Consider the following 15,672-nt stretch of genomic DNA (forward strand, 5'->3'; position numbering starts at 1 on the left):
TAAACATACGCTCGTCTCTTTATTTATTAAATATGAATTATTTAAAACAAAGGTTCAGAAAATCTTAACCTAATGTTTAAGCAGAAATGATGAGAGAAAGGTATGTGACCGTTATAACTGGCATTTGGAGTCGTCAATGTAGAATTAGTGTCCTTACCCTCAATCTACGAAAAATGACTCCAAGTGATAAAATAGGAATTATCAAATTTGCATATAGATATGCTTTATAAAAGAGTCGGCAGCATGAAGAGTTTTGATTTAAAGAGTGACTAAAAAGTAAACGTTTTATCAATCCAAAGATAACGAGTAGTTAATTAAAGAGCGCTTCCCTAAAATATCTTCAATTACAATTCTTTTTGCATAAAGGCTCCGTGCTTGTTCGTCTAAAACTATTTTTGAACTAAAAAAAGAATTATTTCCTATATAACCGTTAGCACGATTCATTACAAACTTACCATTATAATAGTAAGCATTATGAAAATTGATATACTCCAAGTTAGATAGTATTAGAGTACCATCAGAATAACTAAACCTCTTTTTGGCTGCTTTTTCATCATAAACCATTATCATCATCGTTGAAGAATTAGACAATTTTATATCTTCTTTTTGTGTCTTCGCTTTTATCTTATATTGCAATACAGGCTTGTGATCGACTAATTGATATTTCTCATATAAGACTCCACTCATAACAAAAACACCACTGGCAGCACATGCTGCCAGTGGTTGTAAACATGTAATTAATACAAGTAAAACTTTTATCATTATTGCAGTGTAGTTAAGAAATCACACTGTACAAAAACACCATCATTATTCTTTTCTTCACATGAAGGAACAATAGTATCTAGTTTTCCGCCAGTAATAGTGAAGTTCAACTCGTGGCTTGCAGGCATACCTTCTAACATATAGCCATAAGAATCATGATTACCTAAATACTCTCCTTTAAACTTTTGTATGTAACAAGTAGGCGAGTTCATATACTTAGACATCTCATTATCTATTACACATGTGTATTTATTTTCAGATATAGATAAATCTTCTCGCCCAATCGCTGTATTTAGCATGTATGCTGCTTGAATATTCAATTTCGCTTTTACATCATCATCTGAAAAATCAAATAACACATCAGCCCCATTATCAGCTTGTAAATGTTGATTCAAGTTATCAAGTAATGGTTGTAAATCTGTAAGTTCTTCTTTGTTTAAAAACTCAGATAAATCCACTTTAGTATCTGCGATTTCAACAGCGTCACGTAATGATTTTAAAGCTGTTGCTAAATAAATAGGATCTTGGCGTAATGTAAATACAGTCTTATCTTCAATCCACTCAACAGGAAATGCTGAAGCTCGCTCATACTCAGCAGAAACAATAGGGTAATCAACAGATCCTAAATAACCAAACTCATATTCAACTGGATCTGGATTAATATCACCATACTTCCCAGCTTTCACTGTTAAGTTCTTCGCAGTTTGTACCAAGTAGTTTTCATCACTTCCTGCATTATATGCAGCAATAGTACTTAGCATATTAGCGACAGTTAAAGCTACCACACGTAAAGACTGTGCATTTTGGTAAGTTAAGTGGTTCTCTTCACTTTGAGTATAGATAGCGACACGATTAACATTTGCAAAACTAACAGCAAGCTTATCACTCGCAGCAATTAATTTATTCGCTAATGTAAATAGTAATTTAGAGTCAGCGTCTGTCGAAGCCAAAGCATGATTAAAGTCACCTTTAATGATTAATTCAGGTGTTTTATTTACTGCATAATCAATAGCTTGTGGCAGCAAGCTATCATAGTTAAATAGAGCATCAACTTGAGAATAATCAAACTCAACACGTTGCTTTACATGTTCATCATTTAGTACTTCTGCGATTTCAATCACAGCCTTAAGCACATCAATATCAGCATTGTTACTATCATCACCTTGATCAAGGATCTGCTTGTATTCAGCTAACTTTGTTTGATAATTTTGTTTATGCAATTCAGGAATAATTGATTCTATATCTTTTACGATTTTTTCAACAGCAAGACTATGGAAGCCTTTCACTTTTGGTACATTAGAATCAAGATGTTTTTTTGCATCAGCAAATGACACTACATTTTCAGTAGGAACACCTGCATCAATAAGTGCTTTTAAGAAATCAGTTTCTTCTTTATCAAAAAGATCTGATGGTAGTTTAGATGCATCATATTCAGCAACATTAATACCATTTTCAGGATTTCCATCTGCATCTATACTTTGCAATAAAGACGCAATTTTAACAGCATGTGACGCAGTACCTGCAATAGCATAAGGTGTAATAATAGATGAATCTGCAGATACTTTTGTAGAACCTAGCTTAAAACTATTTAAACTAAAGTCACATTGTTGGCCATCTTTAGTCTTAAACAGACCTTCAGAATCTGTTTGACCATTGTTCTCGCCACAAATATAAGTTAGACCAGAAACGGCACTATCGATAAATTTTGCATCAATTACCGTTTTTTTGGATTCAGACGCTGATGAGTCAGAGTCACTACCTCCACAACCAACAAGACCGATAGATAAAGCTGGAATCAATAAAGCCAACGCTGTTTTTGGATATCTCATCATTTTTCTCTTTATAAACAATAAACAAAGCACAAAAGTGCAACCATCGAAATAATACATCATACGCACCTTTTTGCACGTGATATTACCCGCAATTAATTGCTTATAAAGAGTGTGTTTATGTTGAACTATAATCGGTAATAGGTGGGTTAATTTACTTTCACTCTTAACTTATTCTTATTGTCACGATTCTGACGAATATGCTCATCACTTTGGATCATATCTGGTTGTTTTGCTAGGCGATCATAAAGTACAACGTTAACTGAAGCCGCCAAGTTCATACAACCAACTGTTGGTACATACACAACATGATCAGCTTTATCAGCAACGTCCTGAGCAATAGAGCCATCTTCAGGGCCAAAGATATAGATTGCTTTTTCAGGGTGTTCAAAGTGAGGTAATAACGTTGCCCCTTCTGCAAAATCCACACACACAATTTTCATATCTTGTGGTAAATCGTCAAGGAAAGATTCAACACCTAACAACGGAATTGTCTGAGCCATCTTCTTGGTATCTGTCTGAAATTTCGCTGCCAAATCATAGCGAGTCCCCGTATATGTCACTGCGTCTGCTTTATAACAACCCGCCGCTCGCAATACTGCGCCCACATTAGTTGGACTCTTCGGATTAGTTAATCCAATAATCACTGACGCATTTTTCATGGCTCGAATTACCTTAAATATTACATATAAACAAAGTCGGCATTGTACTAAGTGGTAATACACTCAACAATCAACTTCGTCATAATTATTTCAAATCACTAATAACGCTATTTCTTGAACGAATATCAGTAAACCTTATGTAAGCTTGTATATATAAAGTACTTATTCTTCAAGCTATCACATTAATAGCAATATATTGCCCTTCTTATCTATTAGTCACGATTCAACACGCTAAGCTGAAAAAAAAATTAACAAATCAACTGTTTTTATGCCTATTAATCAAGGAATAGATATGAATAGAAGCCTTAGTTACCTTACACTTTCACTATTTAGCGTCGGGGCTATTGCAGTACCAATCGAGTGGATTAATGGTAAAACCAAGGTCGTTAATGGCGATATCGTTACATATAATGAACAATGTTATATCGCGCAAAATAACCCAGGATCATGGGAGACACCTTCACCATCGTCTAATTGGTTTTGGCAACCGACCGAATGCGGTGGTCCCCCTATTCCAACATGCAATGATAATCAAGAGTTAATCGATGGCATTTGTATCGATATTGTTGAGCCTGTGATTTGTCCAAATGGTCAAATATTGGTTGATAATATCTGTGTTGATGAAACAACACCTCCGGTATCTGATATCACGTTATGGATTGCGGGAGAAACAAAAGTTAATAACGGCGATATTGTTAGCTACCAGTCTCAATGCTTTGAAGCTAAAAATAGTCCGGGAGTATGGGAAACACCTAAGTCATCATCATGGTTTTGGAATGAAACGAATTGTTCAGATACGTCCATAGAACCTATTGAGTGCCCTGATGGCTCTAGCGCACCAACGATTGAAGAGTGTCCTACTGAACCACCAACAGAAGTTACTTGCCCTGACGGCACTATCACCGAAAACTACGATAGCTGCCCTGCAACACAAGCTATTTTTGTTAGCCCTGATGGCAACGATAATAATAACGGCTCATTCACTAAGCCTTACAAAACCCTAAAGAAGGCTTTATCTCAAGCTAAAGCAGGCAGCATTATTGAACTGGCAGAAGGTCGTTATAAAACAGCAGAAGTCATTGATAAGGCTAATGGAAACAGCGAAGCACCCATAGTGATCAGAGGAAATAACAGCGTCTTTGATGGCACCATAGATATTACGACACCATGGCAACGACACGACGGTAATATTTACAAGACACAAATCAATCAAGATATTTGGCAATTGTTTATTGACGATAAAATGGTGATGTCAGCACGTTGGCCTAATGCTCAATTAAGCGATGGTTCACTGTGGGATATGAAGACGACATGGCGTCATCAAGCCCCTGAAAGTCGTTTCGGTGAAATGATTGATGAACGCCCGTATGAAAAGATCACTGTTAAAAACAGTGGTAATGAATATCAACCTCTTCCTAATGGTATAAACACACAATCGCTAGCTGATTCAGGTATTGATGCGACAGGTGCCATTGCTATCATGAACATAGGCTCTTGGCTTAACTGGGCACAAGTGATTGATAGTCACACGGTTGGTAGTGATCGCTTTACCTATAGTACCGATTTTTCTAAATCAGGCACTGCGATGAAAAAAGCCGCTACTAATATGCTCTCAAAAGGCAATTTTTGGGCAAATAAAAACGGCAAATATGAAGAAGGCCACTATTACCTTGAAGGTAAACTTGAGCTGTTAGATAGTCCCAATGAGTGGTTCTTTGATAAGCAGACGAAAACCGTTTACTTATGGGCTCCCAATGATGCCGATCCTAACCAACTTCATGTACGTGGTAAGCAGCAAACCTATGGCTTAACCATCCGAAATTCTAGCCACCTTATTTTCGATAATGTCGACTTTTTTGCGACAGCATTTACGGTGATTAGCTCAAAATCTATTACTTTTAATGATCTGGATGCGCAATATTACGCGTATTCAAAGCGCATGTTAGGTGACTTAACTCGCCCTCAAACCATTAAGTTTATTAATAACAATAAAGCCATCACAGAAACACAGAACAAGATCACCAATAGCTACCTAGCTTACACTGATGGGCCTGCGTTTGAGATGATCAAAGAAAACAGTAATGTGGTTGATAACAACCTGATACATGATATTGATTATTCAAATCTAGGAACTGGTGGTGAAGGCTCCATTAATATGGCTTCACAAAGTCAGAATATCACTTTTAGCAATAACACTTTCCATACCGCAGGTAATTCTGAAGGTGTACGCGTTGGTGCTCGCTCTAAAGTAATTGGTAACCATGTGTACAACACCAGCCTATTACAGCATGATGGCGCAGCAATCAATGTGGGGATTGATGAACAAGCAGGCACAGAGATCGCTTATAACTGGGTTCACGATACACCAAAAGCAGGTATTCGTTTTGATGGTGTCGAAGGTGCGGCTAAAACAGGTAAAGATGGCTTAGTCCATCACAACGTTGTGTGGAATAGCGCTTTCAATATTATTAAGGGTGATACGCAAGGTACCTACAATAACTTGATGTTTAATAACATCATCACTGATTTAATCATCTTCAATAAAGCGTCAGCATATGGATTAAATTATAGTTCTGAAACGCTAAACAACTTAGTCGGAACACTGCAAGGGCGTAAATCGGGTACTAGCGAGCAATTAGCTGTTCCGGGAATCGTGGCAAATAATATAACAGGCAATACATCTGAGATCTTAAGTCACTTAAAGGGCGCTTATTGGGGTGACTTTAGACCGAAGGATAACGCCGTGATCATTGATATGGGAACAAGCAATAGTAGCTTGATGACAATTGAGCATCTTGGCTCTTCCCCTGATATTGGCGCTTATGAATATGGAGCCCCTAACACTTGGATTCCAGGTCATAGCCATTCAATCGCCTCTAACCCTGTCCCTTTTGATAAGGCAACCAATGTTGATCTGAATATTGAATTAATGTTCTCACAGGATCTCAAGCGATTTAATTATGATGTCTACTTAGGTAAGAATATCGACGCCTTATTACCCGTCGATAAAATAGATAATAAGTATAACTTGAATGATCTTTCACCAAACACCCAATATTATTGGCGCGTTGATGTGATAGAAAATAATAAAGTCACGACGGGAGATATTTGGTCATTTAGTACCGAGTAATAACGAAAAAAGCCTCAATATTGCTGTCTCTTATACACAAATCCCTAAGCCAATGCTTGGGGATTTTTTTGAACTAATTTTATGTTTCATGATCTGATCATCTAAGCAATGATAAGGATGATTATGATGACCTATATAGAACCAACTCTTTGGGCTCAAAAACAATTCGGTCAAGCCGATCTTAATGACCCAAGACGAACTCAAAGACTCGTTGCTCTAGCTACCTCTCTGGCTGAACAACCTGGTATCCCTATCTCAAAACTCATCATCTCCCCAGCCGATATGGAAGGGGCTTATCGCTTTATTCGTAATGACCAAATCAAAGCAGAAGATATTGCAGAAGCTGGATTCTATGTCACAGCACAAGAAGCTTTTGAACAACAAACACTGCTTGCATTGGAAGATACCACTTCTCTAAGTTACTCACATCACAGCATACAAGATACACTCGGGCATTCCAATCAAGGTAATCGACACCGAGCAATGTTCGTTCATTCAACGTTGCTTTTTGCTCCCGAAACTCACACTGTAGTTGGTTTAATCGAACAACAACGCTGGACCCGAGATATTGAAAAACGTGGTCAAAGACACCAGCATGCAACTCGACCATACAAAGAAAAAGAAAGTTATAAATGGGAACAAGCATCTCGCCATGTTGCAGAGCGACTAGGCGAGAAAATGTCAGAGGTTATTTCTGTATGTGATAGAGAAGCCGATTTATTCGAGTACCTCACTTACAAGCACGAGCAACAACAACGATTTATCGTTCGCTCAATGCAAAGTCGCTGTATCGAGGAGCATGATAATCGTCTTTATGACTACGCTTCCAAGTTGTTATCAGCAGGAAGCAAAGAGCTAAAAATACCGCAAAAAGGCGGTCGTAAGTCCCGCACGGCTCATCTAGACATCAAATATGCTCCCGTGACACTTAAGTCTCCCGCTAATAAAAAAGAGTTCGATAATATCTCTCTCTACTATGTTGGATGTATAGAGCAAGGTGAGAGTGACGACAAGCTCGCATGGCATTTACTGACATCAGAGCCTGTAACGAACAAAGAGGAAGCACTTAACATCGTCAGTTATTATGAGCGTCGTTGGCTGATAGAAGATTTTCACAAGGTTTGGAAAAGTGAAGGCACGCAAGTTGAACAACTGAGAATGCAAAGTAAAGATAACTTAGAAAGGCTCAGTGTTATTTTGGCATTTATTGCTACTCGTTTACTCCAGTTAAGATTTATGAACGAATCTAAAGAGTTATCTAGTAGCTGTTGTGAACGGGTGTTAAAAGGTAAAGCGTGGAAGCTTATGTGGTTAAAATTGGAGAAGAAAAAGCTGCCCAAAGAAGCACCAAATATATCGTGGGCTTACAAAAGTATTGCACGGTTAGGTGGTTGGAAAGATACCAAGCGGACGGGTCGCGCTTCTGTAAAGACATTATGGCAAGGATGGTTTAGGTTACAAACCATCCTTGAAGGATATGAACTAGCTAAGTCTCTTGAACACAATGACTTGTGATCAAGAGACAGCAATATTGAGGCTTTTTTGCTATTTAAATAAAGAATACCGCATGGCATTTTTCACACTGATATTTATTATGTTTTTTATGTGTGAAATGACGTTCTACAAAATTACGTTTGACTTTATGTCTATATGCTTTTTGTTTACAAGCTGGGCAAATCACGAAAGATACCACGATTAGATAAAAATATATTCTACCCTTAATTGATAATTATATCAACATGGTTGCATATTGGTGTTTGCTATAAACACAGCATTTCAAGTAATAACAAAAAAGCCTCAATCTTTCGATTGAGGCTTTTTATATATGGTGCCCGAGGACGGACTTGAACCGTCACTCCCGAAGGAAACGGATTTTGAATCCGTCGTGTATACCAATTTCACCACTCGGGCTTAAATTCTTATATAATGGAGGCGCGTCCCGGAGTCGAACCGAGGTCCACGGATTTGCAATCCGCTGCATAGCCACTCTGCCAACGCGCCATTTTGTTTTCTCTATTAAATAGATGGTGCCCCGGGCCGGACTTGAACCAGCACAGCGCGAACGCCGAGGGATTTTAAATCCCTTGTGTCTACCAATTCCACCACCAGGGCACGCAATTTCTTGCGATGGTTAGACACCATCTGTGATTACCGCTTTCGCCATAATCTTTAATTTGGAGCGACACACGAGGTTCGAACTCGTGACCTCAACCTTGGCAAGGTTGCGCTCTACCAGCTGAGCTAGTGTCGCAATAGATTCTCATAAGAGAATGGAGGCGCGTCCCGGAGTCGAACCGAGGTCCACGGATTTGCAATCCGCTGCATAGCCACTCTGCCAACGCGCCATTTTGTTTTCTCTATTAAATAGATGGTGCCCCGGGCCGGACTTGAACCAGCACAGCGCGAACGCCGAGGGATTTTAAATCCCTTGTGTCTACCAATTCCACCACCAGGGCACGCAATTTCTTGCGATGGTTAGACACCATCTGTGATTACCGCTTTCGCCATAATCTTTAATTTGGAGCGACACACGAGGTTCGAACTCGTGACCTCAACCTTGGCAAGGTTGCGCTCTACCAGCTGAGCTAGTGTCGCATAGATTCTCATAAGAGAATGGAGGCGCGTCCCGGAGTCGAACCGAGGTCCACGGATTTGCAATCCGCTGCATAGCCACTCTGCCAACGCGCCATTTTGTTTTCTCTATTAAATAGATGGTGCCCCGGGCCGGACTTGAACCGACACAGCGCGAACGCCGAGGGATTTTAAATCCCTTGTGTCTACCAATTCCACCACCAGGGCACGCAATTTCTTGCGATGGTTAGACACCATCTGTGATTACCGCTTTCGCCATAATCTTTAATTTGGAGCGACACACGAGGTTCGAACTCGTGACCTCAACCTTGGCAAGGTTGCGCTCTACCAGCTGAGCTAGTGTCGCATAGATTCTCATAAGAGAATGGAGGCGCGTCCCGGAGTCGAACCGAGGTCCACGGATTTGCAATCCGCTGCATAGCCACTCTGCCAACGCGCCATTTTGTTTTCTCTATTAAATAGATGGTGCCCCGGGCCGGACTTGAACCGGCACAGCGCGAACGCCGAGGGATTTTAAATCCCTTGTGTCTACCAATTCCACCACCAGGGCACGCAATTTCTTGCGATGGTTAGACACCATCTGTGATTACCGCTTTCGCCATAATCTTTAATTTGGAGCGACACACGAGGTTCGAACTCGTGACCTCAACCTTGGCAAGGTTGCGCTCTACCAGCTGAGCTAGTGTCGCATAGATTCTCATAAGAGAATGGAGGCGCGTCCCGGAGTCGAACCGAGGTCCACGGATTTGCAATCCGCTGCATAGCCACTCTGCCAACGCGCCTCAATATTTCTAAAGAAGTTACCATCTTTAGAATTTTTTACCCTTAGCGAGTCACCCCGCTGCGGTACGTGGTGTAATTTACTGATTTTACAGAATCAGTCAACGAAAAATTATGACTTTTTATTTAACTGGTTAAATTCCATAACATCGAACCATAAATCAGCCCATAAATGATCAAAAACCAGACAATCTCAGCATTTAAACTTTAACTTACAGATGAGATTGCAGAGCGCGATAACGATGTAGCAAAATCGTCATAACTAAATTCGTTGAGTTTTTCGATATTGCCATTACTACGACGGCAATAAATACTTGGCATACGCAAACCATTAAACCAATTTAACTTCACCATGGTGTAACCCGCACTGTCTGCAATATGTAATTTCTGTCCAATCGTTAATGGCTGTTCAAAACTAGTAACACAAAATTGATCGCCAGCAAGACAAGAGCAACTGCCAATCACGTATTCATGACTTCCCTCTTCTGAGGACTCTGTTATCGTTGCTGGTTCATTATAAATTAAGGTATCAAGTCGATGCGCTTCTGTCGCACTATCTACAATGGCTGTTTTCATACCGTTCTCGACAATATCAACCACAGTCACCACTAAGTCAGTAGTTTGGGTAATAATGGCTTCGCCCGGCTCAAGATATAACTGAATACTAAATCGTTCTGCAAATGCTTTTAAAACCGTTGCCAATTTTTCTAGTTCGTAATCCGGCCAAGTGAAGAAAACGCCACCGCCTAAGCTGACCCAATCAAGCTTTAATAAGTAGCGTCCAAAACGCTCTGATATTGAGTCGAGTAATGTAATAAATGCATCTGCACTTTTGTTTTCACAATTCATGTGAAACATCGCACCATCGAGAGCATCAAACAATTCATCTGTTAATAGATTTTCTTGAACCCCTAAGCGTGAAAACTGACGAGCAGGATCCGCCAAATCTTGTCCTGCACAACTAATACCCGGATTTAAACGCAGACCAACAGAGGCTTTACTGTCGGCTAAATGTCGATGCGCTTGTAATTGAGAGATAGAGTTGAAAATGATCTTATTACAGTACTGGAGAACATCTTCTACATCTTCTTGGCTATATCCCACACTATAAGCATGTGTTTCACCACCGAATTTTTCAGCACCTAACCTAACTTCAAATGGCCCACTACTGGTTGTACCATCAAGATAAGGCTTCATAACATCAAACACGCCCCACGTGGAAAAGCACTTCAATGCAAGGACGAGTTTTACTCCGGATAATTGTTTTAACTTTTTAGCTTGTTCTAAATTGTTGAGCAGCTTCTGCTCATCAATCATGAAATATGGCGTTTTCAATGCAGCTTTCTCTTTTATATAAATAAGAAAGCGAGCCTGCTTTTATACAAGCTCACTTAAATAGATGTGTCTTATTTCAAGATATGAATATCAGGCTGACCAACAGGCAATTCTTGAACATGCCAATCTAAACCAATCGTCGGCATTGTTGCTAAGAATGGATCTGGGTCTAACTGCTCCATATTGAACACACCTTTATCTGCCCATTTGCCATTAAAGAACTGTAATGCGGCAGTTATAGCCGGAACACCCGTTGTGTATGATATTGCTTGATGCTCTACATCTTCATACGCCACTTCATGATCAGCGGTGTTGTAGATAAACACACTGCGCTCTTTACCGTCTTTTTTACCTTGGACCCAAGTACCGATACAGGTTTTTCCTGTATAGCCCGGAGCAAGCGATGTTGGATCAGGTAATAACGCTTTCAAAACATGCAGTGGTTGTACGACAGTACCATCATGCAGCGTTAGTGGATCTGGACTTAATAAGCCAATATCACGCATACAATTAAAGTAATTTAGGTATTTGTCACCAAAGCCCATCCAAAACTCAATACGTTTTGCTGGAATAAACTCCTGCAATGAACGTACTTCATCATGTGCCATTGAATAAACTTTATGCTTACCGACTAACGGGAAATCAAACTCAAGCATGCGGCTATGACAACCGACTTGTTTCCATTCACCGTTTTCCCAATAGAATGAATCACCTTGGATTTCTAACATATTGGTTTCAGGGTCAAAGTTAGTCGCAAACTTCTTACCGTGATCACCTGCATTCACATCCATGACATCAATGGTGTCAATTTCATCGAACAGGTGTTTCACAGCATAAGCGGCAAACACACTAACAACACCCGGATCAAAACCTGCACCTAAAATGCCAGTGATCCCCGCTTCCTTGAACTTCTCACGGTAACCCCATTGCCAATCATAGGCTTGTGGAACTTGCTGACCTTCAGAGCACAAATCAACCACAACAGACGTATCTAAGTAAGAAACCTTAGCTTGATAACACGCTTCCATGATTGTCATGTTGACCCAAGGAGGACCTACATTGATCACAAAATCAGGTTTTACTTCTTTAATTAAAGCGACTAATGCATCAACATCATCCGCATTGACCGCTCGTGCTTGTAGCTTCTTGCTTGGATCTTTTAGGTTATTTTTCTTATCAATTGATCTAATGATCTTTTCGCACTTAGCAATAGTACGTGAAGCGATCGTGATATCACCCAATACATCATTATTTTGCGCCGCTTTATGTGCAACAACCCAGCCAACACCACCAGCACCAATTTGTAAAATAGCCATTATTTCTTTCCTTTTAAATTCATATCTATAAATGGTTGTCTTACTGAATTAAAGACGATAACGATTGACCCAATTGAGCGATTTTATTCAATAAGGTTTTAAAATCATTGATTGTTAAGCACGGATTTAAAATCGTGAATTTCAGTGCCACTTTGCCATCGACAAGGGTTTCCCCTAATACCGCTTCACCTTTAACTAAAGCATCGATACGAAGCTGTTTATTTAGGTGATTGAGTTCCGATGCTGTTATATGTGCATTGTCACCCACATAGCGGAATAACACAGTCGAAAGCGCAGGATCAGCAAGCAGTTCAAATTGCGGTTGTTGGTTGACTAAGTCAGCCACATACTGCGTTTGGCTCAACAGATGATCATACATCTCACCAAGCGCATCAGCGCCTACACTTTGCATTGTCATCAACACTTTCAGCGCATCAAAACGTTTGGTGGTTGCAATCGACTTATCGACCAAGTTTGGCAATAAATCATCTTCACGATTGAGGTAATCAGCATGATGAAGCAGGTATTTAAAGTGAGATTTATCTTTCACTAATACTGCGCCACAGCTGATCGGTTGGAAGAAAAGCTTGTGAAAATCAACACTTAGCGAATCAGCCTTTTCAATGCCATGTAATCGACTTTGATGACGACTTAAAATCAGCGCACCGCCATAAGCGCCATCAACATGAAACCAAAGGTTATAACGAGCTGAAATATCTGCTAGGCCAGTTAAATCATCAATCGCACCGTGATCGGTGGTGCCTGCTGTACCTACCACAGCAAACGGGATCAAGTCTTCGGCTTTTAATGCTTCAATAGTGGTAATTAATGATGCTAATTGAATAGTGCCATCAGGGTTAGTATCAACACATACGACAGACTGCTCACCTAACCCCATTAATGATGCTGATTTTTGCACGGTGAAGTGGGATTTTTTCGAGCATAATATACGTAGTTTATCTGCGTATGATGGCAAACCTTGTTGCTGAATATTATGACCAGAGATAGTGTCAGCCGCCCAATCACGAGCCAGCAATAACCCCATCAAATTACTTTGTGTGCCGCCACTGGTGAACACACCGTCAGCTTGATGACCGAGTTGATAGATCTCACATAACCAATCTACAATTTTTTGCTCAACAAATGTCGCCGCACTGGCTTGATCCCAAGAGTCCATTGACTGATTTAAAGCTGCAATAAAAGCTTCTGCTGCAATAGCAGGTACAAGTGGCGGTGTATGCAAGTGAGCAATACAGTGCGGATGTTGCACCATGATTGAGTGTTTCGCGATAAGATCGCCTGTTTGTTCAATCACAGCATCTAATGAAGATTGTGGTTGATTTAAATCGATACCATTAATTAAGGTCTTGAGTACTTGAGGATCTAAACCAGAATACGGCTGATTAGTTTGCTCAAACACTTTCTTCAGCACTTGCGTAGTGTGATTGAGCGCCTCTTCAAACGTTTCAGAACCCCCTTTCCCCGTTTGAATAAAGTGTTGTTGCCAATTAGATATCGGAGTATCAACAACTTGAGTTTGAGCAACCGGCGTAACATGCGCTTCAATTGCCGCTTTCATTGTTGCTAATACAAAATCCAACTGCTCAAAACTCATGATCAATGGCGGTAAGAAGCGTAATACAGAACCTTGTCGGCCACCTTTTTCAATGATCAAACCACGCTCAAGAGCTGAACGTTGGATAGCAGCAGTTAAATCAGGATCTGCCACAGGCTCACCAAATTTGTTCTTACTACCATCTGCTTTAACAATCTCAACACCCAGCATTAAGCCTTTGCCACGCACTTCCGCAATACAGCTCGTCTCTGCTGCGATTTTTTCTAAACCACGACGCAGATACATTCCTGCTTTTTGCACATGCTCTACCAAACCATCACGTTCAATAATTTCTAATGCTTTGGCACCTGTCGCCATTGCCAGCTGATTACCACGAAATGTGCCCGTATGCTCACCCGGGTTCCAGCTATCAATGTCTTTATTGAACACCAATACAGACATTGGTAAACCGCCACCTACCGCTTTTGATAGACATAGAATATCTGGCATGATGCCCGATTCTTCAAAAGCAAAGTTAAATCCTGTTTTACCTATACCACATTGAATTTCATCGAAAATCAGTAAAATACTATGCTCTTGCGTTATTCGGCGTAATTCTCGCAGCCAAAAAGCAGGCGCAGGAATAACACCGCCCTCACCTTGCACAGGCTCAACAATGATTGCCGCTGGTTTTTGAATGCCGCTTTCATCATCACAAAGCATACGCTCGATATATCTCAGGCTTTGTTTAGCGCCTTCATCACCAGACAAACCATACGGACAACGCAGTGAATAAGGAAATGGTAAGAAATGCACATCAGCCATTAAGCCTTGACGACGAGACTTAGTATTTAAATTACCCATCATCGCCATCGTGCCGTTTGTCATACCGTGATAGGCACCGTGGAAGGCTGCCATGGTATTTCGACCCGTGGTTTGCTTGGCTAATTTAATCGCAGCTTCTACGGCATCAGCACCTGAAGGGCCACAAAACTGTATACAAGCATTGTTTGCAAATGACTCAGGTAGGAAATTAATCAGTTGTTTGATGAAGTTATCTTTTGCTGCCGTTGTAATATCAAGGGTTTGATATGGCAAGCCAGATTCTAATTGTTCAACAATCGCTTTATTGATTTCGGGATGGTTATAACCCAGTGCTAATGTACCTGCCCCTGCTAAGCAATCGACAAACAACTGCCCCCGGGTATCTTCGACTAACACACCCGCCGCTTTAGCAATAGCAAGTGGTAGTCGTCGCGGATATGAGCGAACTTCTGACTCATAATGCTCTTGGCTTAGTAATAACTCATCAAGCGTTAAATCATATAAGTCATTAACAACAGGTACAGTTACAGAGAGATCTGTTTCTTGAAAATTAAAAAGTGTAGACATGTCTCGTTCCAATCATTACCGCTCCATTACCACCTAACAGATGTGACAAAAGAGAAGTACATAGTTGTACAACTAACAATGTAAGCACCTGATTTGGGTGCTAATGAGATGGAATTACGTATTTAAAGTGTGTCAAAAACGCCTTTTACCTGCGTAAAAAGCTGAAGACGCACTACAAACGTAATATTCGATCAGGAACGATCAAGGCTCCGTGATAACACGGTATTTCGGTAAGTGAAAACCAAAATGGAGTGATAGCGATATTAGATTCACTGTTGGGTTCCTTCAATATGTGTTCGCTTTCTTATCAGCAAAACAG

At 40.4% G+C, this 15,672-nt stretch carries 8 protein-coding genes and 14 tRNA genes; 2 read left to right on the forward strand and 20 right to left on the reverse strand.

Annotation, left to right across the window (positions count from 1 at the left end; all coding sequences use genetic code 11):
- Positions 1 to 288 precede the first annotated feature (288 nt).
- The 3 genes from Q7674_RS15875 to Q7674_RS15885 form a co-directional block, all read right to left on the reverse strand.
- Positions 289 to 762 carry a hypothetical protein gene (locus Q7674_RS15875; protein WP_107229582.1) on the reverse strand — a complete coding sequence of 158 codons (474 nt, stop codon included), beginning with the start codon at positions 760 to 762 and terminating at the stop codon, positions 289 to 291.
- Positions 762 to 2,594 carry a hypothetical protein gene (locus tag Q7674_RS15880; RefSeq protein ID WP_146146568.1) on the reverse strand — a complete coding sequence of 611 codons (1,833 nt, stop codon included), beginning with the start codon at positions 2,592 to 2,594 and terminating at the stop codon, positions 762 to 764. The genes Q7674_RS15875 and Q7674_RS15880 overlap by 1 nt, the downstream gene beginning before the upstream one ends.
- A gap of 146 nt (positions 2,595 to 2,740) precedes the next feature.
- A complete protein-coding gene (locus tag Q7674_RS15885; RefSeq protein WP_045063070.1) occupies positions 2,741 to 3,253 on the reverse strand; it encodes an RNA methyltransferase in 513 nt (170 codons plus the stop codon).
- A gap of 292 nt (positions 3,254 to 3,545) precedes the next feature.
- On the opposite strand from Q7674_RS15885, the gene Q7674_RS15890 reads away from it, so the two are divergent.
- A complete protein-coding gene (locus Q7674_RS15890) occupies positions 3,546 to 6,383 on the forward strand; it encodes a DUF1565 domain-containing protein (protein ID WP_305422799.1) in 2,838 nt (945 codons plus the stop codon).
- A gap of 126 nt (positions 6,384 to 6,509) precedes the next feature.
- Positions 6,510 to 7,898 carry an IS4 family transposase gene (locus tag Q7674_RS15895; protein ID WP_305422587.1) on the forward strand — a complete coding sequence of 463 codons (1,389 nt, stop codon included), beginning with the start codon at positions 6,510 to 6,512 and terminating at the stop codon, positions 7,896 to 7,898.
- 311 nt (positions 7,899 to 8,209) lie between these two features.
- Here the strand turns inward: Q7674_RS15895 and Q7674_RS15900 are convergent.
- The 17 genes from Q7674_RS15900 to Q7674_RS15980 form a co-directional block, all read right to left on the reverse strand.
- Positions 8,210 to 8,294 (reverse strand) — tRNA-Leu (locus tag Q7674_RS15900).
- Between the two features lie 16 nt (positions 8,295 to 8,310).
- A tRNA-Cys gene (locus tag Q7674_RS15905) sits at positions 8,311 to 8,384 on the reverse strand.
- Positions 8,385 to 8,408: 24 nt separating this feature from the next.
- A tRNA-Leu gene (locus Q7674_RS15910) sits at positions 8,409 to 8,495 on the reverse strand.
- A 63-nt stretch (positions 8,496 to 8,558) separates the two neighbouring features.
- Positions 8,559 to 8,634: transfer RNA gene (locus Q7674_RS15915), tRNA-Gly, on the reverse strand.
- Positions 8,635 to 8,654: 20 nt separating this feature from the next.
- Positions 8,655 to 8,728, reverse strand: a tRNA-Cys gene (locus Q7674_RS15920).
- 24 nt (positions 8,729 to 8,752) lie between these two features.
- Positions 8,753 to 8,839 (reverse strand) — tRNA-Leu (locus tag Q7674_RS15925).
- Between the two features lie 63 nt (positions 8,840 to 8,902).
- Positions 8,903 to 8,978 (reverse strand) — tRNA-Gly (locus Q7674_RS15930).
- 19 nt (positions 8,979 to 8,997) lie between these two features.
- A tRNA-Cys gene (locus Q7674_RS15935) sits at positions 8,998 to 9,071 on the reverse strand.
- 24 nt (positions 9,072 to 9,095) lie between these two features.
- Positions 9,096 to 9,182: transfer RNA gene (locus Q7674_RS15940), tRNA-Leu, on the reverse strand.
- A 63-nt stretch (positions 9,183 to 9,245) separates the two neighbouring features.
- Positions 9,246 to 9,321, reverse strand: a tRNA-Gly gene (locus Q7674_RS15945).
- Positions 9,322 to 9,340: 19 nt separating this feature from the next.
- Positions 9,341 to 9,414 (reverse strand) — tRNA-Cys (locus Q7674_RS15950).
- A gap of 24 nt (positions 9,415 to 9,438) precedes the next feature.
- Positions 9,439 to 9,525 (reverse strand) — tRNA-Leu (locus Q7674_RS15955).
- A gap of 63 nt (positions 9,526 to 9,588) precedes the next feature.
- Positions 9,589 to 9,664, reverse strand: a tRNA-Gly gene (locus Q7674_RS15960).
- A 19-nt stretch (positions 9,665 to 9,683) separates the two neighbouring features.
- Positions 9,684 to 9,757 (reverse strand) — tRNA-Cys (locus Q7674_RS15965).
- Between the two features lie 205 nt (positions 9,758 to 9,962).
- Entirely contained in the window at positions 9,963 to 11,072 is a 1,110-nt protein-coding gene (gene nspC / locus Q7674_RS15970; protein ID WP_107229692.1) for a carboxynorspermidine decarboxylase, read from the reverse strand.
- 89 nt (positions 11,073 to 11,161) lie between these two features.
- Positions 11,162 to 12,406 (reverse strand): carboxynorspermidine synthase, encoded by a 1,245-nt coding sequence (locus Q7674_RS15975; protein WP_045065154.1) that lies wholly within the window; start codon positions 12,404 to 12,406, stop codon positions 11,162 to 11,164.
- 40 nt (positions 12,407 to 12,446) lie between these two features.
- Complete coding sequence (locus Q7674_RS15980) at positions 12,447 to 15,353, reverse strand: pyridoxal phosphate-dependent class III aminotransferase (protein WP_305422803.1); 2,907 nt, start codon at positions 15,351 to 15,353, stop codon at positions 12,447 to 12,449.
- Between the last annotated feature and the right edge of the window lie 319 nt (positions 15,354 to 15,672).

It is taken from the genome of Photobacterium leiognathi (assembly GCF_030685535.1).
Taxonomy (GTDB): domain Bacteria; phylum Pseudomonadota; class Gammaproteobacteria; order Enterobacterales; family Vibrionaceae; genus Photobacterium; species Photobacterium leiognathi.